21 protein-coding genes and 1 other annotated feature are annotated in these 26,157 nt (G+C 55.0%); all 21 genes read left to right on the top strand.

The genetic code is table 11. The features are described from left to right. The first annotated feature begins 4 nt into the window (after window positions 1–4). The 21 genes from lonB to C7820_RS30525 all read left to right on the top strand — a co-directional run bounded on the left by lonB (window position 5) and on the right by C7820_RS30525 (window position 26,151). Window positions 5–1,759, top strand: coding sequence for an ATP-dependent protease LonB (gene lonB, locus C7820_RS30420; RefSeq protein WP_116234213.1), 1,755 nt, complete (start codon window positions 5–7; stop codon window positions 1,757–1,759). 90 nt (window positions 1,760–1,849) lie between these two features. Then, window positions 1,850–4,186, top strand: a complete 2,337-nt coding sequence (gene lon / locus C7820_RS30425; RefSeq protein ID WP_116234214.1) for an endopeptidase La — start codon at window positions 1,850–1,852, stop codon at window positions 4,184–4,186. A 17-nt stretch (window positions 4,187–4,203) separates the two neighbouring features. Then, on the top strand, window positions 4,204–4,848 hold the full coding sequence (gene yihA / locus C7820_RS30430; protein ID WP_116234215.1) for a ribosome biogenesis GTP-binding protein YihA/YsxC: 645 nt from the start codon (window positions 4,204–4,206) through the stop codon (window positions 4,846–4,848). A gap of 335 nt (window positions 4,849–5,183) precedes the next feature. Next, entirely contained in the window at window positions 5,184–5,771 is a 588-nt protein-coding gene (locus C7820_RS30435) for a non-ribosomal peptide synthetase module (RefSeq protein WP_076174350.1), read from the top strand. A gap of 308 nt (window positions 5,772–6,079) precedes the next feature. After that, complete coding sequence (gene speD, locus C7820_RS30440; RefSeq protein ID WP_089548381.1) at window positions 6,080–6,478, top strand: adenosylmethionine decarboxylase; 399 nt, start codon at window positions 6,080–6,082, stop codon at window positions 6,476–6,478. Window positions 6,479–6,596: 118 nt separating this feature from the next. Beyond that, window positions 6,597–7,124 carry a hypothetical protein gene (locus C7820_RS30445; protein WP_147306314.1) on the top strand — a complete coding sequence of 176 codons (528 nt, stop codon included), beginning with the start codon at window positions 6,597–6,599 and terminating at the stop codon, window positions 7,122–7,124. A gap of 190 nt (window positions 7,125–7,314) precedes the next feature. Further along, window positions 7,315–8,703: a glutamyl-tRNA reductase gene (gene hemA, locus C7820_RS30450; RefSeq protein ID WP_116234217.1), complete on the top strand. Its 1,389-nt coding sequence runs from the start codon at window positions 7,315–7,317 to the stop codon at window positions 8,701–8,703. Between the two features lie 119 nt (window positions 8,704–8,822). Further along, a complete protein-coding gene (gene ccsA / locus C7820_RS30455) occupies window positions 8,823–9,545 on the top strand; it encodes a cytochrome c biogenesis protein CcsA (protein ID WP_116234269.1) in 723 nt (240 codons plus the stop codon). Between the two features lie 5 nt (window positions 9,546–9,550). After that, window positions 9,551–10,201, top strand: a complete 651-nt coding sequence (locus C7820_RS30460; protein ID WP_397334239.1) for a precorrin-2 dehydrogenase/sirohydrochlorin ferrochelatase family protein — start codon at window positions 9,551–9,553, stop codon at window positions 10,199–10,201. Then, on the top strand, window positions 10,201–11,157 hold the full coding sequence (gene hemC, locus C7820_RS30465; protein WP_116234218.1) for a hydroxymethylbilane synthase: 957 nt from the start codon (window positions 10,201–10,203) through the stop codon (window positions 11,155–11,157). The genes C7820_RS30460 and hemC overlap by 1 nt, the downstream gene beginning before the upstream one ends. 11 nt (window positions 11,158–11,168) lie before the next feature. Then, the gene (gene cobA, locus C7820_RS30470; protein WP_116234219.1) at window positions 11,169–12,722 is read left to right on the top strand and encodes a uroporphyrinogen-III C-methyltransferase; all 1,554 of its coding nucleotides are present in this window, start codon (window positions 11,169–11,171) and stop codon (window positions 12,720–12,722) included. A 62-nt stretch (window positions 12,723–12,784) separates the two neighbouring features. Beyond that, window positions 12,785–13,783, top strand: a complete 999-nt coding sequence (hemB, locus tag C7820_RS30475; RefSeq protein WP_116234220.1) for a porphobilinogen synthase — start codon at window positions 12,785–12,787, stop codon at window positions 13,781–13,783. 66 nt (window positions 13,784–13,849) lie between these two features. Next, window positions 13,850–15,151 carry a glutamate-1-semialdehyde 2,1-aminomutase gene (gene hemL / locus C7820_RS30480; protein ID WP_181909244.1) on the top strand — a complete coding sequence of 434 codons (1,302 nt, stop codon included), beginning with the start codon at window positions 13,850–13,852 and terminating at the stop codon, window positions 15,149–15,151. Then, window positions 15,148–16,044 carry an RluA family pseudouridine synthase gene (locus C7820_RS30485; RefSeq protein WP_116234221.1) on the top strand — a complete coding sequence of 299 codons (897 nt, stop codon included), beginning with the start codon at window positions 15,148–15,150 and terminating at the stop codon, window positions 16,042–16,044. The genes hemL and C7820_RS30485 overlap by 4 nt, the downstream gene beginning before the upstream one ends. A 129-nt stretch (window positions 16,045–16,173) precedes the next feature. Further along, entirely contained in the window at window positions 16,174–17,622 is a 1,449-nt protein-coding gene (locus C7820_RS30490) for a LysM peptidoglycan-binding domain-containing protein (protein ID WP_116234222.1), read from the top strand. A 275-nt stretch (window positions 17,623–17,897) separates the two neighbouring features. Beyond that, window positions 17,898–18,155 (top strand) — a binding site (T-box leader). Between the two features lie 58 nt (window positions 18,156–18,213). Beyond that, window positions 18,214–20,880, top strand: coding sequence for a valine--tRNA ligase (locus C7820_RS30500; protein WP_116234224.1), 2,667 nt, complete (start codon window positions 18,214–18,216; stop codon window positions 20,878–20,880). A 46-nt stretch (window positions 20,881–20,926) separates the two neighbouring features. Beyond that, complete coding sequence (locus C7820_RS30505; protein WP_116234225.1) at window positions 20,927–22,303, top strand: bifunctional folylpolyglutamate synthase/dihydrofolate synthase; 1,377 nt, start codon at window positions 20,927–20,929, stop codon at window positions 22,301–22,303. Window positions 22,304–22,307: 4 nt separating this feature from the next. Beyond that, window positions 22,308–23,672 carry a UDP-N-acetylmuramate--L-alanine ligase gene (gene murC / locus C7820_RS30510; RefSeq protein ID WP_105446197.1) on the top strand — a complete coding sequence of 455 codons (1,365 nt, stop codon included), beginning with the start codon at window positions 22,308–22,310 and terminating at the stop codon, window positions 23,670–23,672. A gap of 188 nt (window positions 23,673–23,860) precedes the next feature. Continuing rightward, window positions 23,861–25,162 carry an SPOR domain-containing protein gene (locus C7820_RS30515; RefSeq protein WP_116234226.1) on the top strand — a complete coding sequence of 434 codons (1,302 nt, stop codon included), beginning with the start codon at window positions 23,861–23,863 and terminating at the stop codon, window positions 25,160–25,162. Between the two features lie 118 nt (window positions 25,163–25,280). After that, a complete protein-coding gene (locus tag C7820_RS30520; protein WP_076174380.1) occupies window positions 25,281–25,523 on the top strand; it encodes a DUF4321 domain-containing protein in 243 nt (80 codons plus the stop codon). A gap of 25 nt (window positions 25,524–25,548) precedes the next feature. After that, window positions 25,549–26,151 carry a Maf family protein gene (locus tag C7820_RS30525; RefSeq protein WP_105446166.1) on the top strand — a complete coding sequence of 201 codons (603 nt, stop codon included), beginning with the start codon at window positions 25,549–25,551 and terminating at the stop codon, window positions 26,149–26,151. Window positions 26,152–26,157: the final 6 nt, after the last annotated feature.

Below are 26,157 nucleotides of genomic sequence, written 5' to 3' on the forward strand. Positions count from 1 at the left end.
TACTATGGATTTAACCATGATTATGATGCTGGTACAATTTTTCTTTGCGATCATCATCGGCGTCTATTTTTGGAATTTGCTCCGCGGGCAGAAGACGAACCGCACCGCGGTGGATCGGGAATCACGCAAAGAGATGGATAAGCTGCGCAAGCTGCGTTCGGTTTCGCTGACCAAGCCGTTGGCCGAAAAAACGAGACCGCAGTCGCTGCAGGATATCGTTGGACAGAAGGACGGACTTCGTGCGCTGAAGGCCGCGCTGTGCAGCGGGAATCCGCAGCATGTCATTATCTATGGGCCACCGGGAGTCGGGAAAACCGCAGCTGCCCGGGTCGTGATGGAGGAGGCCAAAAAAAATCCGGCCTCGCCATTTAAAGCCGATGCCAAATTCACCGAAATCGATGCGACCACCGCCCGTTTCGACGAGCGGGGGATTGCCGATCCATTAATCGGATCGGTCCATGACCCGATCTATCAGGGGGCGGGCTCCATGGGCGTCGCCGGCATTCCCCAGCCTAAACCGGGTGCGGTTACGAAAGCGCACGGGGGAATTTTGTTTGTCGACGAGATTGGGGAATTGCATCCGATCCAAATGAATAAATTGTTAAAAGTACTGGAGGACCGTAAGGTCCTTCTCGAAAGTGCATACTATAATTCGGAGGACAGCAACACCCCGGCCTATGTGCACGATATTTTCCAGAACGGCCTTCCGGCCGATTTTCGTCTGGTCGGGGCAACGACACGCTCGCCGCAGGAAATTCCGCCGGCGCTGCGCTCGCGCTGTATGGAAATCTTTTTCCGTCCGCTGCTTCCTGAGGAGATCAGCCGCATTGCGGAGGATGCGATTCAAAAGATCGGTCTGAAGCCATGCCCGGAGGCGGTCGAGGTTGTGAAGCAGTATGCGACCAACGGACGCGAGGCGGTCAATATCATTCAACTGGCAGCAGGTTTGGCGTTGACGGAAAAAAGGGACTCCCTGTCGGCTTCCGACGTCGAATGGGTAGCAAGCAGCAGCCAGCTTCAGCCCCGTCCGGACCGGAAGGTTCCGGAGCGTCCGCAGGTTGGCCTGGTCAACGGCCTTGCCGTGTACGGTCCGAACATGGGAGCGCTGCTTGAAATCGAGGTGACTGCCGTTCCTGTCGCCAAAGGACAAGGTATCTACAATATTACCGGAGTCGTCGAAGAGGAAGAGATCGGCGGGGGCAGCTCCAGAACGCTGCGCCGCAAGAGCATGGCGAAGGGTTCCATCGAAAATGTACTGACCGTTCTGCGCTCCATGGGTCTCTCGCCTGGCGATTACGATCTGCATATCAATTTCCCTGGAGGAACGCCGATTGACGGTCCTTCCGCCGGCGTCGCCATGGCTACCGCCATCGTTTCGGCGATGAAAGGGCTGCCGGTAGACAATCGTCTGGCCATGACGGGCGAAATCAGCATTCACGGTAAAGTGAAGCCGATCGGGGGCGTTATCGCCAAAGTCGAGGCGGCCTTCCAGGCAGGCGCAACGACAGTGATCATTCCGAAGGAAAATTGGCAGACCCTGTTCGAGGATTTGAACGGTCTGCGCGTCATTCCGGTGGAGTCGATCCAGGAAGCGTTCGGGCATATTTTCGGAAGCGAGCTGGATCGTCAGGTCGACAGCAGCACAGAGGAAACGATCGAACCCAGCGCGGCCCCGGAGACATTCCCGGCAGCTTCAGCTTCCTTCCTGCATGCCAAGCCTGCGCGTAACAGCCAAATAACGGATGCCGGCTCCTGCTGATCAGGCTACAAAGATTGGTGTTTTATGTGAACATTTGCTAAAATAAAATCGAATGTCATAACCCTGAGAACGGCTGGAGGTGCAAAAGCGATGGGGCCCAGTAAATCAAAAGGCCGCCGGTTTCCTTTACTGCCTTTGCGAGGCCTTCTAGTCTACCCGAGCATGGTTCTGCATCTCGATGTAGGCCGGGAGAAATCGGTCAAAGCGCTGGAAAAAGCAATGGTGGAAGATAATTTGATTCTCCTTTGTTCTCAGTCCGAGGTGAACATAGAAGAACCAACGCAGGAAGATATTTTCCGGGTTGGCACAGTCGCCAACGTCAGACAGATGCTGAAGCTTCCGAACGGCACCATCCGGGTGCTGGTGGAAGGGATGGAGCGCGCCGAGATCATTCAGTACACGGACAATGAAGAATATTACGAAGTCATTGCCCGCGAGCTGAAGGAGGAAGACAGCGACGATCCTGAAGTGGATGCACTGATGCGTACGGTACTCAGTCAATTCGAGCACTATATTAATTTATCGAAAAAGGTAACGCCCGAGACGCTTGCCGCGGTGTCCGATATCGAAGAGCCCGGCAGGCTGGCCGACGTCATTACCAGCCATCTGTCGTTAAAAATCAAGGATAAGCAGGACATTCTGGAGACCGTCGACGTTGGTAAACGGCTCGAGAAGCTCCTCGATATTCTGAATAACGAACGCGAAGTGCTGGAGCTGGAGCGCAAAATTAACCAGCGCGTCAAGAAGCAGATGGAAAAGACGCAGAAGGAATATTATTTGCGCGAACAGATGAAGGCGATTCAGAAGGAGCTGGGCGAGAAAGAAGGCCGCGCCGGAGAAGTGGAAGAACTGCGTGAGCAAATGAACAAGCAGGAGCTCCCCGAAAGGGTCAAAGAGAAGGTGGAGAAAGAAATCGACCGTCTCGAGAAAATGCCTGCAAGCTCGGCGGAAGGCGGCGTGATCCGCAATTATCTCGATTGGCTGCTTGGCCTTCCCTGGTCGGCTAAAACCGAGGACGATCTGGATATCCATAAGGCGGAGCAGGTGCTCAACGAGGATCATTACAGCCTCGACAAGCCGAAGGAGCGCGTACTCGAATACCTGGCCGTTCAGAAGCTGGTGAAGAAGATGAAAGGACCGATTCTGTGCCTGGTCGGACCTCCGGGCGTTGGTAAAACTTCGCTTGCCCGGTCGATCGCCAAATCGCTGAACCGCAAGTTTGTCCGGATATCGCTCGGCGGCGTGCGGGATGAAGCGGAAATCCGGGGTCACCGGCGCACCTATGTGGGAGCGATGCCGGGGCGGATTATCCAGGGAATGAAAAATGCGGGTGCACTGAATCCGGTATTCCTGCTGGATGAAATCGACAAGATGGCTTCGGATTTCCGGGGAGACCCGTCTTCGGCGCTGCTGGAAGTGCTCGATCCGGAGCAGAACAATACGTTCAGCGACCATTTTATCGAGATTCCGTTCGACTTGTCCCAGGTGATGTTTATTACGACGGCGAATGCCATTCATAATATTCCGCGTCCGCTGCTGGACCGGATGGAAGTGCTCAACATTCCGGGATATACGGAACTGGAGAAGCTTCAAATCGCCATGCGCTACCTGCTGCCGAAGCAGAAACGGGAGCATGGCCTGGACGAAGACCAGCTGGAGATCGGGGAAGCGGCGCTTATGAAAGTAGTCCGCGAGTACACCCGGGAATCCGGCGTGCGGAACCTGGAGCAGCAGGTCGCGGCGCTGTGCCGGAAGGCGGCCAAGATCATCGTTTCGGAAGAGAGCGACAGGATCGTCATCGAACCGGACCAGGTGAAGGACTACCTCGGCAGTCCGAAATTCAGACACGGCGTGGCCGATCTGGAGGACCAGATCGGTGCGGTAACCGGCCTTGCTTGGACCGAGGTCGGCGGCGAGACGCTGATGATCGAGGTCACGGTCGTGCCGGGATCCGGCAAGCTGACTTTGACTGGCCAATTGGGGGATGTGATGAAGGAATCGGCGCAGGCCGCTTTCAGCTACACACGTGCCAAAGCCGATGAGCTTGGCATCGACCCCGATTTTCATGAGAAAAATGATATCCATATTCATATCCCTGAAGGGGCGATTCCGAAAGATGGACCTTCGGCAGGCATTACGATTGCCACGGCCCTCGTGTCGGCCCTGACCAAGAAACATGTCTCCAAAGACATCGCCATGACCGGTGAAATCACCCTGCGCGGCCGGGTGCTGCCGATCGGCGGACTGAAGGAGAAATCGCTGGCTGCGCACCGCGCCGGCTACAAAAAAATACTGCTCCCCAAAGACAACGAGCGGGATCTGCGCGAGATTCCGGACAGTGTCAAAGAAGAAGTGGAGTTTGTTCCGGTGTCCCATATGGACCAGGTGCTGAAGCATGCACTGGTGGAGCAGGCGGGAGTGCACTAGAGAGGGTTTTACTTAACATGAAAGTTACGAATGCAGAATTTATTATCAGCGCCGTCGGCCCTGACCAATATCCTGTGGACGCCTTGCCGGAGATTGCTCTGGCAGGGCGTTCCAATGTCGGCAAGTCCTCGCTCATCAACCGGATGATCAATCGGAAGAACCTGGCGAGAACAAGCTCGACCCCGGGCAAAACCCAGCATATGAACTACTATCGTATTAATGAGGCTTTGTATTTTGTGGACTTCCCAGGGTATGGCTACGCCAAAGTGTCCAAGACGCAGCGGGCGGCCTGGGGCAAGATGATTGAGAAATACATGCTGGAGCGGCAGACGCTGAAGCTGGTTCTTATGGTGGTGGATCTTCGCCACCCGCCGACCAAGGATGACATCATGATGTATGACTGGCTTCAGCATTACGACATCCCGATCTGCGTCGTGGCTACGAAAGCAGATAAAATACCGAAGAGCCGCTGGCAGAAACACGTCAAGCAAATGAAGGAGAGCCTCCTTCTCCGCAGCACGGATTTGTTCGTCATGTTTTCTTCAGAGCTGGGTGTGGGTAAAGAAGAGTTATGGGCTGTGATCCAGTCTTTTGTAGAAAACAGCGATTCTCCGCAGTCCGGTGCGGTCCCGCAGGAAGGGCAGCAGCAGGAGAACCCGTAACGCCTCAACCTAACGAAAATGCGATAAATTCGCTGTATACTATAGGGATTCCGACTTTTCGCGGGAGGAAAGTGAGCATCCCATAAGATTTTTCGGCTACAATCCGGTTTAATCCGTTATTTTATGAAATATGAAGGAAATTCATGGTTCGCCCAGCAAGCCAATGCTCGAGGATGTGCTGTATAATAATACTAAAGGTTGTTTAAAGAGGCCTTGAGTTCCTTTAGCAATCTTCACCCGCCATGTCCGGCGGAAATTTTTCTTGCGATTATAGAATCGAACCGTGCCGGAGCACATTCGTTCTGTAATCATAAAAAAGAATTGAGGAGATTTTTATGGCTCAGCGGTTAGCCACAGAGTATGTTCAAACTACTTTACAAATGACGGAGCAGCAATTGAACCAATTTTTGCATTCGGCGGAAAGCTGTCATGTGCATCCTTATGTGAAAGTACTGGACGGCGGAGGACAAGAAATTGTGCTTGAAGACGAAAGCGGCGAGGCGGTTCATCTCCCTCTGGAGCGTAAAGGTTCGTTATACATCTGTGAATTGTCTTGCCGCTTGGTGAACCCTCATCTGACAAACGCGGTCCGCAAACTGTTCGTCGCCTGCAAAGGAGACGGAATTGTCAATCGCATTTATCAAGGATTCACGATGATGTATTATTATGAAAAAGGCTCGGTTCGCAAAATTGCGGAGGTTACGACTTCCCAGAGTAAGCTGGTGTATGAATATAAGCATACGGCCGGAGAACTCCAGCGAATGTTCCAGCTCACCGAGGTCGAACAGGAAATATCTCGTTTGTACCAAGATATTAACTTTTGGCTCGATGAACGGAACAAAGCAGTGACTCCTGAACAGATTGCTGTTATTGACCAGAAACTGCGCCTCACCACACATAAATGGTTTGCACTTGAGGCTTGAGATGGCCTCGGAGAAAGAGAACTCTTCGGTAACCGAAGGGTTCTTTTTATGTCTCAAACGCCCGGTAAAACGGGTCGGGTGACGCGGGGGTGAGTGGCTAAAAATAAATATTTGCAAAGGATAAAAAAGGGTTGCAATTAGGGCGGATAGATGTTATTTTTAATCTCGTTGAAAAGAATTATATAGGAACCAGGATTCACTCAGGACATTGAATGTTGCGAGAGATTATTCCCTCGGGAAGTGAATGACGTAGGTCCTAGCGGATGAAATTTTCAAACATTTTATTCCTAGGAAGGGGGAACCGAAGGATGGAATATTCAACTTTCGGAAGACACGTTGCTGTTGATACTTGGGGTGTAGATTTTGACATGCTGAATGACGCGGAATTTCTGCAGGCTCAAATGGTTGAGGCAGCCGAAGCATGCGGTGCTACAGTCATGTCGGTACAATCCAAGCAGTTTGAACCACAAGGCGCTACAGTACTCGTATTGTTGTCAGAAAGCCACCTCTCGATCCACACGTATCCTGAGAGAGGATTCGCAGCGATCGACTGCTACACTTGCGGTGAGACGGTAGATCCACAGTTGGCCATTGATTACCTGGTATCCGTATTGAAACCTGAGAAAACTTACGCCAAGAAACTGGTGCGCGGTTTGGGTGAATTGACGGTAGAAACCCCTGAACTGAAACAGACCGAGCTGGTGTAACTTCGCGGCACGAATAACGATATCTAAATCATAACCATGGACATCTCCATGGTTATTTGTTTTTTTGGACCCCCATACAATGAGTAGTAAGCTTGTTAACAGGGAGGTTCGCTTAAGCGTGAGAAGGAGAAAACAGAGGGATTTGCTGTTTGTCGGTCTGCTGCTGGTCCTGCTTGTCAGCCTTGTCTACCAAGGATACCGGATGATGTGGCCTCATACCGAAGGAGAGAATGCCGAAAGGATGCTGTTCGAGGTGGCCCAGTTCCAAATGCAGGTGCTGGGAACGTCCCTGGCGGATGCGGCTGGCAGTTCGCGCACCGATGAGCTGAACGCCCTCAAGCTGGCTGCTTATTCGGCGTCGTATGCTCACGACCGGCTGGCAAAAACATTTGGGGACGGTGCTGTCGATCCGCTTAAACCGGTCGGTGATCTGGTTAATGTAATCACAGAGTGGCAAATCGGCGGCGACCGCCTCCTTACCGACGCGGAGAAGGACATGCTGCTTCGGTACAGCCAGCTGTATGCAGGTGTCATGCCTGTATACGAAAAGCTGCTGAGCGAGGACGGGCACGTGATCGCCTCGCAGGCGGGCCAGCTGAAGAAAATCGGCAAAGAACTCGCCAAGACGCTGGAAGAAACGCAATAAAGAGGGTATAAAGCCCAGTGCTTTGTGACACAATAAATCACATGTAATTTCATAAACATTTCAAAAATAGTTCAGAGAGAGCAGGACATTTGTGATATAATGAACACGTTGTTAATGAACGTACCGTAAGAAAAAACGTCCTGAACTGGATCTTTTTTTTTGAAATGAAACATAGGCAGGTGAACACGTAATGCACATCGTCGTTGTCGGATTAAACTATCGTACAGCGCCTGTAGAAGTGAGGGAACGTTTTACATTTGATCAAAGCGAACTTCCAAAGGCACTCAGCCAGCTGATGCTGACGAAAAGTGTAATGGAAGGCGTGATTGTGGCTACGTGCAACCGCACTGAAATATACGTGGTGGTAGACCGTCTTCATATGTGCGGATATTTCATCCGCAGTTTTGTGGAGCAATGGTTTGACATCCCAAGGGAAGAGTTTACGAAGCATTTATATATATATGAAGACGAGCAGGCCATTTCCCATTTGTTCCGGGTGACCTGCGGTCTGGACTCCATGGTGATCGGGGAGACGCAAATTTTGGGTCAGGTCCGCAGCGCCTTTCTGCAGAGCCAGGAGGAGAAAGCGACGGGCACCTGGTTCAACATGCTGTTCAAGCAGGCTGTGACCCTTGGCAAGAGAGCCCATTCGGAGACTTCCATTGGGGAAAGCGCAGTGTCCGTGAGCTACGCGGCCGTTGAGCTCGGCAAACGGATTTTTGGCATGTTCAACGACAAGAAGGTGCTCATTCTCGGTGCCGGCAAAATGAGTGAGCTGACCGTCAAGCACCTGTACGCGAACGGGGCCGAAGAGGTGATCGTCGCCAACCGGACCCTCGCGCGGGCGGAAGAGCTGGCCAGCAAGTTTCAAGGTACGCCGTGCACGATGGAGCAGGCGATTGCCCGGCTTCACGAAGTGGACATCCTGATCAGCTCGACGGGTGCCAAGGATTACGTGCTTACGCCGGCGCAGGTCAGCGAGAGCATGAAGAAGCGGCAATCCCGGCCGCTGTTTATGATTGATATCGCGGTGCCGCGGGACATTGATCCGGCTATCGCAGAGATTAGCAACGTATTCCTGTATGATATTGACGATCTCGAAGGAATCGTTGAGAGCAACCTCGAAATGCGCCGGGCCGAAGCGGCGAAGATCGAAGTGATGATCGAAGAGGAGAAGACGGCGTTCTATCAATGGCTCAAGACGCTCGGCATCCGGCCGGCGATCCGTGCGCTTCAGGAGAAGTCCACGGCGATTCATGAAGAGACGCTGGAAAGCCTGTTTAACAAGCTGCCTGAACTGAACGACCATCAGCGCAAAGTCATCCGCCGGTTGACCAAGAGCATCGTCAATCAGATGATGCACGATCCGATCAACCGCTTGAAGGAAATGGCCGGCGGCAAGGAAGGCAACGAGGCGCTAGAGTTTTTCACACATATATTTGCTTTGGAAGAGGACATGAATGCGTCCGGTCATGGCAGCAGCGTCATGGAGAAATCCGGCACGGTCCCGCAAGGGATCAGCAAGAACCCATCGGACATGAAGCTGTCCAAGGTTTCTTTGACTCCTGCAAGCCTGTAAGCCGGTAGGGGGAGTTGACATTGCTCACTGGTTTTTACGATGCCGGCATTTATATCTACGCCCTGAGCCTTCTGTTTTTTATCTCGGATTGCATACGACGCAATCAGGGGGCAAAGCGGATGGGTACAGGGCTTCTTGTTGTAGTTGGCGTTTTGCAGGGAGGCGCGCTTCTGATTAGAGCGTGGCAGGAGAGCATGCTGCCGATCTTTACCCCATTTGATTTTTTGCTCTTATTTTCATTTAGTATCGTCATTGCCGCGCTGATCCTGAACTGGGTGCAGCGGTCGGAATTTGCCGTCCTGCTGCTCGGCATCATCGGATTCAGCGCCATGGTGCTGAACCGTTTATGGTTTGCGGCCGGGAATAACCCGCTGCATCATTGGGAGACGGTACACGGCCTGCTCATTCTGCATATCACGCTCGCCAACCTAAGCTTCGCCGTTTACACCATTGCCGCCGTATTTGCCGGCATGTATTTGTTTCTTCATAGAAGGCTGAAAGGGAAAAAATGGAGCGACACCGTCCGCAGGCTGCCGAGTCTTGAGCTGATGGACAAGTATACGTACCTGCTCGCATCGATCGGAACCCCGCTCTTATCCGTTTCGTTCATCGTCGCGGTGCTGTCGCTTATTTCCGAAGGCAAGCTCAGCCTGCTGCTGGACTTGAAAGTAGTGGCTACGCTTGCCGGACTGGCGATTTATTATTTTTTTCTGATTCGTAAACGTTCCAAGCAGCATTCCGGTCAAGTGATGGCTCAGTGGATTCTGATCGGATATGCGTTTATTATATTTATTTTCGTACTGAATACGTGGTCCGATTTTCACCGTTGGACAGGAGAGTGAGTCCTTTGTCGGTATATTTGCCCGTAATGCTGGATTGCAAGGGGCGCCGCTGCGCCGTGGTGGGCGGCGGGGCCGTGGCCGAAAGAAAGGTAAACTCCCTGCTTGCGGCTTCGGCCGATGTGACGGTGATCAGTCCGGAAGTGACACAAGGACTGCGGCAGCTTGTAATGGAAGGCCGGATCCGCTGGATTTCCCGCGAGTACGCGGCGGGAGATTTGGCGGGGGCCTTTTTGGTCTATGCGGCAACCTCCTCGCCTGACGTGAACGGTGCCGTGATCGATGAGGCAGAGCGGATGGGTGCGCTGGCAAACGCGGCCGGCGGCAGTAAGCCGGGTTCTTTTATCAGCCCGAGCGTGCTTCGCCGGGGCAGGCTGGTGATCGCCGTGTCCACCTCGGGAGCCGGACCGGCACTGGCCGCGGAGATTTGCGACAGGCTGGAGGAAGAATACGGCCCCGAATACGAGGAATATCTTGAATGGATGTACCGGATGCGCAGCAGCATCAAGAGGCAGGTTACGCGCCCGGAAACCCGGCAAAGATTATTAATGAAAGCGTCAGAGCTTGAAGTGCTGGATGAAATCCGCAAGGGCACGTTTGAGCCGTGGGATACGGAACAAATCAAGCAATGGATTGCGAACAACCAGGAGGAATCATGATGCGGACAATCGTAGTAGGCAGCAGACAAAGCGCATTGGCATTAACGCAGACAGGGCAGGTCATCGACCAGCTGAAGCAGCTGTGCGCGGAACACGGGTTTGATTTTCAATTCGAAGTGAAAAAGATCGTGACGAAAGGCGACCGCATTCTGGATGTGACGTTGTCCAAGGTCGGCGGGAAAGGCTTGTTCGTTAAAGAAATCGAGCAGGCTATGCTGGACGGTGAAATCGATATGGCCGTGCACAGTATGAAGGACATGCCTTCGGTTCTCCCCGAGGGTCTGATAAACGGTGCGGTGCCGCGCCGCGTCGATCCGAGGGACTGTCTCATTTCCCTTCATGGGAAAAGCATTGACGAGCTTCCGCAGGGAGCAAAAGTGGGAACGAGCAGCCTGCGCCGCTCCAGCCAGCTGAAGGCTCACCGGCCGGACCTGGAACTGGAGCCGGTTCGCGGGAATATTGACTCGCGTCTGCGCAAGCTCGAGACGGAAGGCTTTCAGGCGATCATTCTCGCCGCTGCCGGGCTGTACCGCATGGGCTGGGAGGATAAAATCAGCTCGTATATTCCGGTGGAGACCTGCCTGCCGGCTGTTGGCCAAGGAGCGCTCGGCATCGAATGCCGCGAAGATGATGCGGATCTGCGCAGACTGCTTGATTTGTATAACGATAAGGAATCGGAGCTGACCGTTGCTGCCGAACGCAAGTTTCTCGCTGTACTGAACGGCGGCTGCCAAGTGCCGATCGGGGCACACGCCGTACTCGTTCCGTCCGATACGGAGCATTCCCAAGAGACTCCGCCCGTTATACAATTAACGGGAATGGTAGGATCTCCCGAAGGGGACGTCATTTTAAAAGAAACGCTGACGGGAACGGATCCACTGAAGCTTGGGGAAGACGTTGCCAATAAGCTGATTGCCCAGGGAGCCGACACAATTCTGGAACAGACCAGGGAGTAGGGGATGAGAACATGGCGGGAAGAGTATTTTTGGTGGGAGCCGGGCCCGGGCATGCCAAATTAATTACGGTAAAAGGGCTGGAGTGCCTGCAAAAGGCGGATGTCGTCGTGTATGACCGCCTGGCGGGGCCGCAGCTGCTGCATTCACTCAAGCCGGGAACGGAAAAAATATACGTCGGCAAGCTCCCGGACCGCCATACGATGAAGCAGGAAGAGATCAACCAGCTGCTGGTGGACCTTGCCCTGCAGGGCAAAACGGTCGTGCGGCTGAAGGGCGGCGATCCGACGATATTCGGACGCGTAGGTGAGGAAGCCGAGCTGCTAAGGCGAAACGGCATTCCGTATGAAATCGTGCCCGGCATTACGGCGGCGATCGGGGTACCGGCGTACGCAGGCATTCCGGTGACCCACCGGGATTTGGCCTCTTCCTTGTCCATCATCACCGGGCATGAGAGCCCGGACAAGCTGGACCGGATGATCGAATGGGACAAGGTCACGAACGCGACCGGAACCCTGGTCTTTATGATGGGCGTGGCCAAGATCGGTTATATTGCTGAGCAGCTGATGCGCTATGGACGCAAGCCGGACACGCCGGTGGCCTTGATCCGATGGGGGACGCGGGCGGAGCAGGCGGTACTCGCCGGGACGCTCGCCGACATCGCGGAGAAGGTGAAGCAGGCGGACTTTCAGCCGCCGGCCGTCATCGTTGTCGGGGACGTCGTGCGGCAGCGCGAGCAGATCAAATGGGCGGAGTCGCTGCCGCTGTTCGGCAAGCGAATCCTGGTCACCCGCTCCCGGGCCCAGGCAAGCGATCTGGTCAACCGGATCGAGGAGCTCGGCGGGGAGCCCTACGAATTTCCGGTGATCGAGACGGTGTATCCCGAAGCGCCCGAGCTTAAGCAGGGCCTCAAGGACGCCTTCGACCGGCTCGGTGAATACGACTGGGTGTTCTTCACCAGCACCAACGGCGTCGACTACTTCTTCCGCCATTTGAAGGAGCAGGGGAAGGACATCCGGCAGCTGCATACGGCGCGGATTGCGGCGGTCGGCCCGGCCACAGCCGAAGCGCTCGGGCAGCGGGGCATCATCCCCGTGGAGCTGCCGGACCGCTTCCAGCAGGAGGGACTGATCGAGTCGCTGGGCAGTCAGCTGCTCGCCGGCCAGAAGGTTCTCCTTCCGCGCGGGGATCTGGCACGAAACTGGCTGCCTGAGAAGCTCGCCGAGATGGGACTCGAGGTCACCACCGCCGTGATGTACCAGACGATCGCCGGGCGGGGGGACGATCCCGAATTGATCCGGCTGCTGGAAGAGGGCGGGATTCATGCCGTGACGTTCACCAGCTCGTCGACGGTGAACAATCTGCTCTCGATTTTGCAGCGGATGGGAGTACATGACCCGGCAGCGCTGCTGCAGGGCGTGGAAGTTGCATGTATTGGAGAAATTACGGCCAAGACAGCCCGTGACGCGGGACTTGAAGTAGGCATCATTGCCGAAGAAGCGACGCTGGACAGCCTTGTCCGGTCGCTGTGCCTGTGGAACGCGGAAGCTGCGGCCGCATCAGAATAGAAGAGTCTGGGATGAGATGAACCCTAGACTCGTAAATATCTACCAACAGGAGGTTTACAGCTATGAGTTTTCCAATGGTAAGACACCGGCGCCTCCGCCAGTCAGCGGGCATGCGGAACATGGTGCGCGAAACGGTGCTGAACGTGAATGACCTGATCATGCCGATTTTTGTAACCTATGGAGAAAACATAAAAAACGAGATTTCATCCATGCCGGGAGTCTATCATTTTTCGCTGGACCGGCTGAAAGAAGAGGTGGACGAAATTGCCTCCCTCGGTATTCCGGCCGTGCTATTGTTCGGCATTCCGGAAACGAAGGACAACATCGGCTCCTCGGCCTTTGCGGAAGACGGCATCGTGCAGGAAGCCACACGCCTGATCAAGTCCTGGTATCCGGACCTGCTCGTCGTAGCCGACACCTGCCTCTGCGAGTTTACGGATCATGGACACTGCGGCATGGTGCATACCTATGAACGGGATGGCCATGTGTGCGGCGACGTCATGAACGATGAATCGCTGGAGCTGCTGGTCAAAACGGCGGTGTCCCAGGCAAAAGCCGGCGCCGATATTATCGCCCCGTCCAACATGATGGACGGCTTCGTGCAGGCGATCCGCGCAGGGCTTGATGAGAACGGATTTGAGCATATTCCGATCATGTCTTATTCGGTCAAATATGCTTCCGCCTTCTACGGCCCATTCCGCGAGGCAGCCGACTCGGCACCCCAGTTCGGCGACCGCAAAACGTACCAGATGGATCCGGCCAACGCACGCGAAGCGCTTCGTGAAGCGGAATCCGATGTGCTCGAAGGGGCCGACATGCTGATGGTCAAGCCTTCTTTGTCCTATATGGACATTATGCGCACGCTGAAGGATCAGTTCGACCTGCCGCTCGTCGCCTACAATGTGAGCGGGGAATACTCCATGGTCAAAGCGGCGGCCATTCAAGGCTGGATCGACGAGAAAGCCGTAGTGCAGGAAATGCTGACGAGCATGAAGCGCGCCGGTGCGGATATCATTATTACTTATTTTGCCAAAGACGTGGCCCGGTGGATCAAGGGATAACCGAAGCATCGGAGCAGAATCCCCGCTTAGCGGGGTGATTTAAACCGATAGATTGGAGTGAATGACATGAGCAGTATGTCAGGAAAGCGCAAGGAGGAGGCTTCCCGGTCGGCCTTTGAAGAAGCCAAGCAATATATCCCCGGCGGAGTGAACAGCCCGGTCCGCGCCTTTAAATCGGTCGGCCTTACGCCGATTTATGTGGACCATGCCGAAGGATCGCGCGTGTACGATATTGACGGCAACAGTTTTATCGACTACGTCGGCTCCTGGGGACCCCTGATTATGGGACACGCCCATCCGGAAGTGATTGCTGCGGTTCAGGAAACGGCGGCCAAAGGCACGAGCTTCGGCGCGCCTACGCTGATTGAGACGGAGATGGCCAAGCTCGTGTGCGAGCGTGTCCCTTCAATCGATATCGTCCGGATGGTTAATTCAGGTACGGAAGCGACGATGAGCGCGATTCGTCTGGCCCGCGGGTACACGGGACGCAGCAAAATTTTGAAATTCGAAGGCTCCTATCATGGACACGCGGACAGCCTGCTCATCAAAGCCGGCTCCGGAGTGGCGACGCTGGGTCTGCCGGACAGCCCAGGCGTGCCGGAAAGCGTGGCCAGCAACACGATCACGGTCGCGTATAACGACCTTGAGTCCGTTACGCTTGCTTTTGAACGTTTTGGCGAGGAGATCGCCTGTGTCATCGTGGAGCCGGTAGCCGGCAATATGGGCGTCGTACCTCCGCTTCCGGGCTTTCTGGAGGGCCTGCGCGAAATCACGACAAAATATGGCAGCCTGCTCATTTTTGATGAGGTCATGACCGGGTTCCGTGTTCATTTGAACTGTGCCCAAGGCCGGTTCGGCATTACGCCTGACCTGACTTGCCTGGGCAAGGTGATCGGCGGCGGACTGCCTGTCGGCGCATACGGCGGCAAACGCGAAATTATGGAGAAAGTGGCACCGTCCGGTCCGATTTACCAAGCGGGCACGCTGAGCGGAAATCCGCTGGCCATGGCGGCTGGATATACGACGCTGAAGCTCCTGACGCCTGCCGTATATGACCAGCTGGAAGAGCGCGCAGCCCGTCTGGAGGCCGGTTTTGTGAACAATGCCAAAGAGCTTGGCATTCCGGTGACGATTAACCGCGTCGGTTCCATGGTATGTCCTTTCTTCACAGAAGGGCCTGTCGTGAATTACGATACGGCGAAGACGAGCGACATTCCGCGCTTCACCAAATATTTCGGCAATCTGATTGAGGAAGGCGTGAGCGTGGCTCCTTCCCAATTTGAGGGGATGTTTGTATCGGCTGCCCACAGCATCGAAGACATCGATGCGACGATCGAAGCCAATTACAACGCCCTTAAGCAGCTGTGAGCCTGAACCACTGGCTCCGGCGCGGGGAATGGCTGGAGCTGGCTCCGGGCAAAAAAATCGCATCGGCCGAAGACCGCGAAGCGGCGGCCGCGGCGTGGCTGCTGAACGAGGCAGGCATGCCGGAGAAGCTGCTTGGACAGCTTAAGGCGTCAAAAGGCATCGAGTGGAAAGGGGACCGGCTTCGGCTGGCCCTTTTTGCTGCCCGCAAGGCGGGGATCGAGCCGATCTGGATGGATCTCACCGTGCTGTACGAGGACGACTTCTGCCTGGTCGTTCACAAGCCTGCCGGGATGAAGGTTCACCCGGATGGACACTCCGACGAAATCACGTTGGATCATGCCGTGGCCGCCCATTATCAGATGCAGGGGGAAGAGATTGCGGTCAGGCATATTCATCGGCTCGACCAGCATACCACCGGGCCCGTGCTGTATGCCAAAAATGACTGGGCGCAGCTTGTGCTGGACAAGGAGATGAGCGGCAAGCGGATTTCGCGGATTTACGCCGCCTTTGTCGAGGGGCGGATCCCTGCGGATCTGAAGGTCATCGACCTGCCCATCGGCAAGGACCGCCATCACAAGCAGCGCAGACGCGTGTCTCCGGGAGGGCAATCTGCGGTGACCCGGATTCTCCATGCAGAAGCCGGGAATCAAGCCAGCCTCGTCTACTTGGAGCTGGAAACCGGACGGACGCATCAGATCCGCGTTCATCTCAGTCATGTCGGCCACCCGCTGCTGGGCGATGCCCTGTATGGCGGAAGCATATCCGCCATCGGCAGGCAGGCGCTGCACGGGGAGCGTCTCTCTTTCGCCCATCCGCTCACACGCGAGCAGATTGAGGTGGGTGATCCGTGGCCCGAGGATATGGAGCGTCTCAAAGCCCTTGTGAGAGCGTAAACCTAAGTATCATATGAAAACTGGCATGCTCCTCTTTTTAAAGCATATAAATAGAACGAGTAACGATTTTGGCTCGTGCTGTGGGGATGGCCCACGGTTAGAAATATGCCGAAAAGGAGGACGTTATTTGTGTTTGACCAGTCCTACGGTTTACGCTTTGACATTTACGAACGCATTCATTTAAACGAAGACGTGGCGGGAATCGAAGAACTCGAGGAAATCGAGCTGCTTCCGCATATTCAAGTGATCAGCCAGGACGAACAAGCCAGTCTGCGCGGGCATCTGCTCCTGTCGGGGCTGTACAGAAGCGAAGGTGAGGAAGAAGGGACGCAGCGGCTGGAGCATTTCATTCCAGTGGAGATTACGGTTCCCTTGAACCGGGTAACCTCGCTGGATGACATTGCGGTGGAAATCGAAAATTTCGACGTCGACCTGCTGTCCAAACGAAGCCTGAATATTACGGGCGTTCTCTCTCTGCGCGGCATCGAGACTCAGGCCGCGGATTCACCCGCCTGGAAAGCGGACGAATTCACGGTAGTTCATGCACCGGATGAGGACCTTCCGGAGGAAGCGGCTATCTTCGCGCAAGAGCGGGAGGAAGAACCGGCTTCAGCAGAACCGGAACAGCGCGAATTCACGCCGCCGGACGACCCTGCGCCTGTCTGGACCGCACCGGCTCCGTCCTTTACGCCGCCTCAGTCCCAAATTCAGGCGGAGCAGCCGGAACAGGTTCCGATCGAAGCCGCGGAAGCCGATGACTCGGATGAAGCACGGGAAGCGGCAGCCTGGGAAGCCATATGGCAAGCGGCTGATGTTCCTCCGTCCGAGCCGGAGGAAGCCGCTGTGCCTCAGGCGTCCGATTCCCGCGAAACTGCGCCGTCTACCGCATGGGAATTTGCCCGCGAACCTGAGCGGGAAGCGGCAGCGCCTCCGCCGCAGGTGGCCGGATTATCCGCTTTACATACGGACAAGGAACCATCAGACCGGACAGCGGAGCCCCAGTACCCGAACAAGTGGCATTTTGAGCATGAAGAGGAGTCGGAGCTGCTGCATCCGGAAGCGACGGCGGTTCAGGTGGATGAAGAGCAGGAAGAAGACATCTATTTGAACGCGGCGGGTAAAGATCCGTTCAGCGAGCCTACGTTCCCGTTTGGAGCTTTCCAGGATAAAGCTCAGCAGGAAGAACCGCCTGAAGACCGGGAAATGCGGATTGCGCTCGGAAGCAAGAAGGAACCCGAGTCCGGCGAGAAGGAAGCGATCGGCTTTTCCTCGATCTTGTCCTCAAGCCGTTCGATCAAGGAGCTTGAGTACCAGCAGGCACAGGAGGAGCAGCAGGCTGCGGATGCCGTCGCCAGCGCGGGTGCTGCAGAAGCCGATGATATCAAGTGGAAGAACCTGTTCCTCGGCAGTATCTCCGAGCAGACTCCGTTCCGTAAGGTCCGGCTGTGCATCGTTCAGCGGGAGGAGACGCTCGAGACGATCGCCGACCGTTATCAGCTGACGCCGCGGGAGCTTGTGTTGTACAACCGGCTGGCGGACCAGACCGTTCAGGAAGGTCAAATTCTGTATATCCCGTAACGTTTTTGAGGCAATCAGAGGAGCCTGGCGCTTTGCGGCGCAAGGCTCTTTTTTTGTTCCCGGGATGAGGTCTGCCTGAACACGGGAAAATGGTCCTGCACTTTGGGCCAAGGGAAGTTGACTATCGACATGAAGCGCGTTATTATGGAGTATATGTTTTGCAGAAAAACATCAACGAACGTCAGGTACAGATGACATTCCGTATTTGGCGGAAGTTTTTCTTGCGATATGAAACGCTTCAGCTTCACTGAAAATGAATCCATTTTACCATCTTCACAAAAACGATGAACGGGAAGAGTAGGCGGTATTGCCCTTCAGAGAGCGGAATTGCAGCGCTGGAAGATTCCGCAGGATGCAGCTGTCCGAAGTCGCCCGGAAGTTGTCGGTTTGAGCACTTGCGTCCGAAGGCGCGGGAGGTAGAGCCGGCCGGCTGCAGCCGTTATCTGTACGAAGTGTTGCGAAGGCATGCGTGGTTGTGCTTGCTGTCGCAAAACAAAGGTGGTACCGCGAAAGAACAGCCTTTCGTCCTTTGAGGACGAAAGGTTTTTTGTATTTTTGGCAAAGCTGATCTTGTGATGGAGGATGAACAATATGACAGACCAGGAAAACCAAGCAACAACCGGGATGCCGACGACGTATGACCCGAAATCGGCCGAGAAGAAATGGTACAAATACTGGATCGACGGCCAGTATTTCAAAGCCGGGCAGAAGCCCGGGGCGGAGCCGTATACGATCGTGATTCCGCCGCCAAACGTAACGGGGATGCTCCATATCGGGCACGCCCTCGACTTTACCCTGCAGGATATTCTGATTCGCACGAAGCGGATGCAGGGGTACGACGCCTTGTGGCTTCCGGGCTCGGACCATGCGGGCATCGCGACGCAGACCAAGGTGGAGCAGAAGCTGCGTGAGCAGAATATTAGCCGCCACGATCTGGGACGCGAGAAGTTCCTCGAGAAAGTGTGGGAATGGAAGGACCAATACGCGGAAACGATTCATGAACAGTGGGCCAAAATGGGCTTTTCGCTGGATTACTCCAGAGAGCGGTTTACGCTTGACGAAGGTCTGTCGAAGGCGGTTCGCGAAGTTTTCGTGAAACTCTATGAAAAAGGGCTGATCTACCGCGGCAAAAAGATCATCAACTGGGATCCGGCCGCCAGAACCGCCTTGTCCGATATTGAGGTTGAATATAAAGAAGTCAACGGCCATCTGTATCATTTGCAGTATCCGCTGAAGGACGGAAGCGGCCACATTACGGTAGCAACCACACGTCCTGAGACGATGCTTGGCGATACGGCGGTAGCGGTTCATCCGAAAGACGAGCGCTACAAGGACATGATCGGCAAGATGCTCGTGCTCCCGATTGTCGGACGCGAGATTCCGATTATCGCCGACGAGTACGTGGAACGTGAATTCGGCAGCGGCGCCGTAAAAATTACCCCGGCACACGATCCGAACGATTTTGAGGTGGGATTGCGCCACGATCTGCCGCAAATCATCGTGATGGACGAGACCGGCACGATGAATGACCAGGCCGCGAAGTACGAAGGCATGGACCGGGCCGATTGCCGCAAGCAGATCGTTCAGGATTTGAAGGACCTCGGCGTGCTGATCAAAATCGAAGACCATGTGCACCAGGTAGGGCACAGCGAGCGCACAGGCGCCGTAGTCGAGCCTTACCTGTCGACGCAGTGGTTCGTTAAAATGCAGCCGCTCGCGGAAAGAGCCATCGAGGCGCAAAAGGCGGGCAATGGGGTACGCTTTGTTCCGGAGCGTTTCGAGAAAACATACCTGAACTGGATCGAAAACGTCCGGGATTGGTGTATTTCCCGTCAGCTGTGGTGGGGACACCGGATTCCGGCTTGGTACTGCGAATCCTGCGGCGAGATCCACGTAGCCCATGAGGATGTAACCCAATGCTCCAAATGCGGAAGCACCGAGCTTACACAGGACAACGACGTTCTGGACACCTGGTTCAGTTCGGCGCTGTGGCCGTTCTCTACCCTCGGCTGGCCGGAGCAGACGGCGGATCTGGAGCGTTATTATCCGACGAACGTGCTCGTTACGGGCTATGACATCATCTATTTCTGGGTAGCCCGGATGATCTTTACCGCGCTGGAATTTACGGGCGAAATTCCGTTCAAGGACGTGCTGATGCACGGTCTGGTCCGGGATTCCGAAGGACGGAAAATGTCCAAGTCGCTCGGCAACGGCGTCGACCCTCTCGACGTCATCGAACGGTACGGCGCAGATGCGATGCGCTACATGATCTCCACGAGCAGCACGCCGGGGCAGGATCTGCGCTTCCGCTGGGAACGCGTGGAGCAGGCGCGCAACTTTGCCAATAAAATCTGGAACGCTTCCCGATTCGCTCTGATGAATCTGGAAGGATTCACATATGACGACATTGACATAAGCGGAGAGCTCAGCACGGCGGACCGCTGGATTCTCCACCGCCTGAACGAAACTTCCCGTGACATTACGCGTCTAATAGATGCCTACGAATTTGGTGAAACGGGCCGGCTCCTGTATAACTTCATTTGGGATGACCTCTGTGACTGGTACATTGAGTTTGCCAAACTCTCTTTGTACGGAGACAATGTGAGCGCCAAGAAAACGACGCAGTCGGTGCTTAGCTATGTGCTGGACCGCACGCTGCGGATGATTCATCCGTTTATGCCGTTCATCTCCGAAGAAATTTGGCAGCATCTGCCTCACGAAGGGGAAACGATCACGCTTGCGGCATGGCCGGAGTATGATCCAGCCTTCGAGGATGCCGAAGCTGCAGCCGAGATGTCGCTGCTGATGGATGCCATCCGTGCCGTTCGCAACATCCGCGCAGAGGTTAATGTTCCGATGAGCAAGAAGATCGAGCTGATGCTGAAGGCGGGCGACGAGCAAGTGCTGCAGATCGTGAACCGGAACGAAGTATACGTTCAGCGCTTCTGCAACACCTCGAGCTTTACGGCAGGTCTGGACCTGACGACGCCGGACAAGGCGATGACCGCCGTGATTACCGGTGCCGAGCTGTACCTGCCGCTTGCCGGTCTGATCGACATTGACCAGGAGATTGCGCGGCTGGAGAAAGAGCTGCAGCATCTGAACAGCGAAGTGCAGCGGGTGGAGAAAAAGCTGGCCAATGAAGGCTTTGTGGCTAAAGCGCCGGCAAAAGTCATTGAAGAGGAGAAGGCCAAGATGGCCGACTATTCCGATAAACGCAGCAAAGTCATCGCACGGATCGAAGAGCTGAGAGGCTGATCACGACGCAGCAGAAAACTTAACTAAAATTCAGAAGGTGAATGGTATGGGGGATCAATTGGAAGCCGGACGGGAGGCTTCTCTGCGCACATATGAAGAGGCGGCGAATTGGATTAACGGTCTGATTCCGTTTGGGATCAGACCGGGGATGCAGCGGATCGAAACGTTAATGGAGAAGTTCGGGAACCCGCACCGGAGGCTGAAATTCATTCATGTCGCCGGTACGAACGGGAAAGGGTCGACATGCGCTTACCTGACCCGTGTACTTCTGCAAAGCGGTTATTCGGTAGGCACGTATACTTCGCCGTATATCACCAAATTCACGAACCGCTTTCAGTACAACGGGGAAGACATACCGGAGGAGGTGCTGCTCTCCTTGGCGAACCGCCTGTACCCTGCGGTGCAGGAGATTGCGGCCACGGAGCTCGGATCGCCGACGATGTTCGAAGTGTCCACGGCTCTGGCGATTCTGTATTATGCCGAGGAATGCTACCCTGACGTGGTTGTATGGGAGACCGGGCTCGGGGGAAGGCTGGATGTAACGAACATCGTTCACCCCATCGTCTCCGTCATCACCAATGTCGGGATGGACCACACCGATATTCTTGGCGATACGCTTGTGGAAATCGCCACGGAAAAGGCCGGCATTATCAAACCAGGCGTTCCGGTGGTCAGCTGCGTGAACCAGCCGGAAGTCATTGAGGTGCTGAAGCAAAAAGCCGAAGAGTGCCGCACGACGCTGTATTTGGCGGGAGAGCAGTTCACCTACGAATATACCGGTCTGGACGGTTCCTTGCAGACGTTCCATTTCAAAGGTCCTTTCCGCGAGCTGGATCTGAGCATCGGAATGAAGGGCGAGCACCAGATTGCCAATGCCGCCGGCGCGATGATGGCGCTGGAAGTGCTGCGGCAGTACATGGCTTTTGTCATGGACGATGAGGATCTGCTGAAGGGGTTCCGGGATACGAAGTGGGCCGGCCGGCTCGAAGAAGTGGGCGATTCTCCGCGGATTGTTCTGGACGGGGCGCATAATCCGGAGGGGCTGGAGAGCCTCAGCAAGAGCCTGCAAAGGCATTATCACTTTAAACAGTTAAATTTGATGATGGGAATGCTGTCAAATAAGCATCATGAGTCCTCATTGAAGCATATACTTCCAATAGTGGATACGCTTATCCTGACCGAGCCGGATTTCCGAAAAAAAATGGACGCTGATGCTTTGCTGGACATTGTGGAGCGGCTGAAGCATTCTCACGGCAAACCAGGTTTGCAGATCATCGTAGAACCGGATTGGAAACACGCGCTAGACATACTTAAGTCACGGACAGAACCGGGGGATTTGGCAGTGGTGTCCGGCACGCTGTATTTGATTTCTGATGTGCGGGCAGCCCTGCTGGGTCAGACCGATTCTGAAAAAGGTTGGTGAAAATCTGTTGAATTCTGAACATGTTCATTTTATCGGTATTGGTGGCTACGGGATGAGCGCCATCGCACGGGTTATGCTGGAAATGGGATACACGGTCACGGGTTCGGACGTGGCTGCCCAGGAATTAACGGAAAAACTGGCTGCCAAGGGAGCCAAAATTTATATAGGCCATACGGCCGAGCAGGTTCACGGTGCGGATTTGGTCGTCTATTCGACGGCACTTCCCAAAGACAACGTGGAACGAAGAGAGGCGGAGCATCTGAACATTCCGATCCTTCACCGCTCGCAAATGCTGGCCAGATTGCTGAATGAGCGCAAGGGCATCGCCGTTGCGGGAGCACACGGCAAGACGACTACGTCGTCCATGATTGCACTCGCCATGGAGGAATGCGGCGCAGATCCGACGTTTATTATCGGCGGGGAAATTATGAACGTCGGCACGAACGCCAAAGCCGGCAAAGGGGACTACGTGGTGGCTGAGGCGGATGAGAGCGACGGCTCCTTTTTGCAGTATCATCCGTGGCTCGGCATCGTGACGAACATTGAAGCGGATCATCTTGAAAACTACGACGGCGATTTCGAGAAGCTGAAGAGCGCTTATGTGCAGTTTTTGAGCCAGATCAAGGAAGACGGCACGGCTGTCGTCTGCGCTGATGACGCGAATATCCGCGCGATCCTTCCTTCGATCCGCTGCAATGTGGCCACCTACGGGATCGATTCCGATGCGGAATATACCGCCGAGGATCTGGTCCTGGGCGACCGTCACGTATCCTTCACGATGAAGCATAACGGACAGACGCTGGGAACCGTCGAGCTTTCGGTTCCGGGACGCCACAACGTCTATAACGCCATGGCCACGGTGATCGCCTGCCTGAAGGCCGGGATTCCGTTCGAATCCATCGCTGCGGGCGTTTCGAAGTTCCACGGCGCCAAACGCCGTTTCCAGGTGCTCGGTGAGAAGAACGATATTCTGATCATCGACGATTACGCGCATCACCCGACGGAGATCGAAGCTACCATCAGCGCCGCCAAGGCTACGGGCAAAAAGATTATCGCCGTGTTCCAGCCGCAGCGCTACACACGGACCTTCTTCCTGCTCGATGCATTCAGCCGGGCTTTCGGCGGAGCCGATGAAGTGATCATTACCGACATTTATTCGCCAGCCGGCGAGAAGCAAATCGAGGGCGTGAGCTCTTCAAAGCTGGTTGATTTGATCGTCAAAAACAGCAATGCGGGCGCCCGTTATTTGCCGACGAAGGAAGATGTCCTGAACGATCTGAAGCCGCGGCTTCAGCCAGGGGTGCTTGTCCTGACCATGGGGGCAGGCGACATTTGGAAAGTCGGGGCTGAAATCGCCAAGACAATGTAAGGAATGCCTCTGCCGGATGGATGGGCACGGGGTGCATATGATCATGACTGAAGAAACCGTAATTCCCTGATTCTGAAGGGGGATTACGGTTTTTTTGCTCTTGTCATTTTCGTGGGACAATCAAACATAACTTCTGGAAATCTATCATATATACATAGTAGATACGGACAAGGGTGAGGTGTTTGGGTGTGAATAAGGCGAGAATGACGTTCCGGTTTGATGAAGAACAAGGGCGCCAGCTTGAAGATAAGAAGGACCGCGGGCAATTGAGTGTTGCGGGATCCGCTGCACAGAACCCTGCATGGGCGGATGATCGTAATTCCGGTAGCAACCGCCGCGATGTTGAAACAAAGCGTACCCCGATATCGGCTGTGCCTGCGTCGATGCAGGGATGGAGTGATCCGTTCAACAGGGAGGACAGCTGGGAGCGTCTGGAGGAGAGGATGGGTTACGGAATCCAGGAGCGGGCAGACGATACTCCTGAGCATGATTCCGTTGCGGACGGGCCAGATCATCGCTATCCGGACAGCTCAGAAGACTGGGACCTGGATCGTGCCAATAATAGGTACACGGTCAGGGAGGGCTATGATGCCTACGATAACATCGAGAACAGACCCGATGAAGCGGGGCCCGGGCCCATCATCGAGGAGTATTCCTACCGGCCTCACCGGCCTGGATCGATATGGAAAGTCGTCGGAACGGTAACTGGAGCCATCGTCACCGGGGCGTTGTTCGGTTTGGTGGTCCTTTCCTTTTTCAAGGACGGATCTGCGGGGATGGACCCGGGAGGCAGCACAGGAAACCCGAGTGCTGTAAGCACCTCTGCGCAGTCCGGTGAGGATCAAGCTTCCGTCCCGGTGGTCGCCGTCGAGGTGGGTCCTCAAACCTACTACATGCTGCAGTATGGCGTCTTCAGCACCGCCGACCGGGTTCAGCAGGCGAAGGATGAGCTGGAGCAGTACGGCATTGCCGCAGGGAACGACCCGGATGAGGAAAACCGGGTGTATGCGGGTCTGTCCACAGACCGCGAACAGGCCAAGCTGCTCAGCAATCAGCTGAAGGCGGAAGGGGTTGATCTGTATGTGCGGGAGGTGGATCTCCCGGCCGCAACTTCCCTGCATTTTAACGGAGACGCTGAGGCTGTTAACCAATATTTTCAGGTGAGCGCGGACCTGGTTGCGCTGCTGAGCCAGACCTCGGCGAGCCTCCTGGGCAAGGATCTTCCGGGGAAAATCGGTACCGAGGATATGAACCGTTTGACCGATCTGCACCGGCAGTGGACGGAGGCGGCGAAGCCGTTCCAGGCCGGCCTGGGCGCGGACCAGCAGGAGATGGGCAAGCAGCTGGAGCAGGCGATGAACAGCTCGATTTCGTCCGTCGAGGAATACAACAAAAATACGGCGAAGGGGCATTTATGGGAAATCCAGTCCAGGATGATGGAATTCATCATGCTGCAGAAGCAGCTTGTCGCTTCCCTGGAAAAAGCATAAAACACAAAGATCCGGCGTGGAAATGGAAATACTTCCCCATGCCGGATTTGTGTTTGTATTGACGTCCAAATAACCGTATAATAATGTGGGTGTCAAATTATGGCGAGGGAAGAGAAGAATGAAGAAGAATGTTGGAATATTACTGCTGTTTCTGCTGCTTGGCTGGCTGGCGGGAGCATGGATAGCCAAAGCGCTGGAGCCTGTACAAGCTCTTTCTTTTCTGACCGCATCCACGATGATCAAATGGTCACCGCAAGCTAATTTGGACATTATCAGTTACGACATTACCATTCAAATGAAACTAAGCCTGCTGAGTTTGATCGGCATCATTGTCTCCGTGTGGCTGTATCGCAGGCTTTAACTACCGGACAAAGGAGATCCTTTCATTGAAATCAAACCATTCACGCCGCATTATTCTGGCATCAACTTCACCGAGAAGGCAGGAGCTGATCGCTTCTCTACATATTCCGTTTGAGATCCGTCCCAGTCACGCTGAAGAACATACACCCGAAGATTGGACACCGCAGCAGGTCGTGGAAGGACTGGCCTTACGCAAAGCGGAAGCCGTTCATGCCTCGCTTCATGATGATAAGGAGGATGCCGTGATCGTCGGCAGTGATACGGTTGTTGTGCTGGACAATCAGGTGCTGGGCAAGCCGGTCGACAAGCAGGATGCGGTTCGCATGCTGACATCGCTGCAAGGCCGGACCCACGAGGTATATACGGGAGTCGCCGTCATCGATGTCATGAACGGCAAGACGATGGTGCGCCATCGTGTGACGTCGGTGACGATGAAGCCGCTCACCGGGCGCCAGGTAGAGGCTTACGCTATGAGCGGAGAGCCTGATGACAAAGCAGGTGCCTATGCGATCCAGGGACTCGGGTCAACGATCGTCGAACGGATCGAAGGATGCTATTTTAACGTGGTCGGACTGCCGCTGTCCCTGCTTTCGGACATGCTGGGCGAGTTCGGAATCGACGTTTTGTAAGACTTG

The organism is Paenibacillus sp. VMFN-D1 (genome assembly GCF_003386155.1).
Taxonomy (GTDB): Bacteria; Bacillota; Bacilli; order Paenibacillales; family Paenibacillaceae; genus Paenibacillus_AQ; species Paenibacillus_AQ favisporus.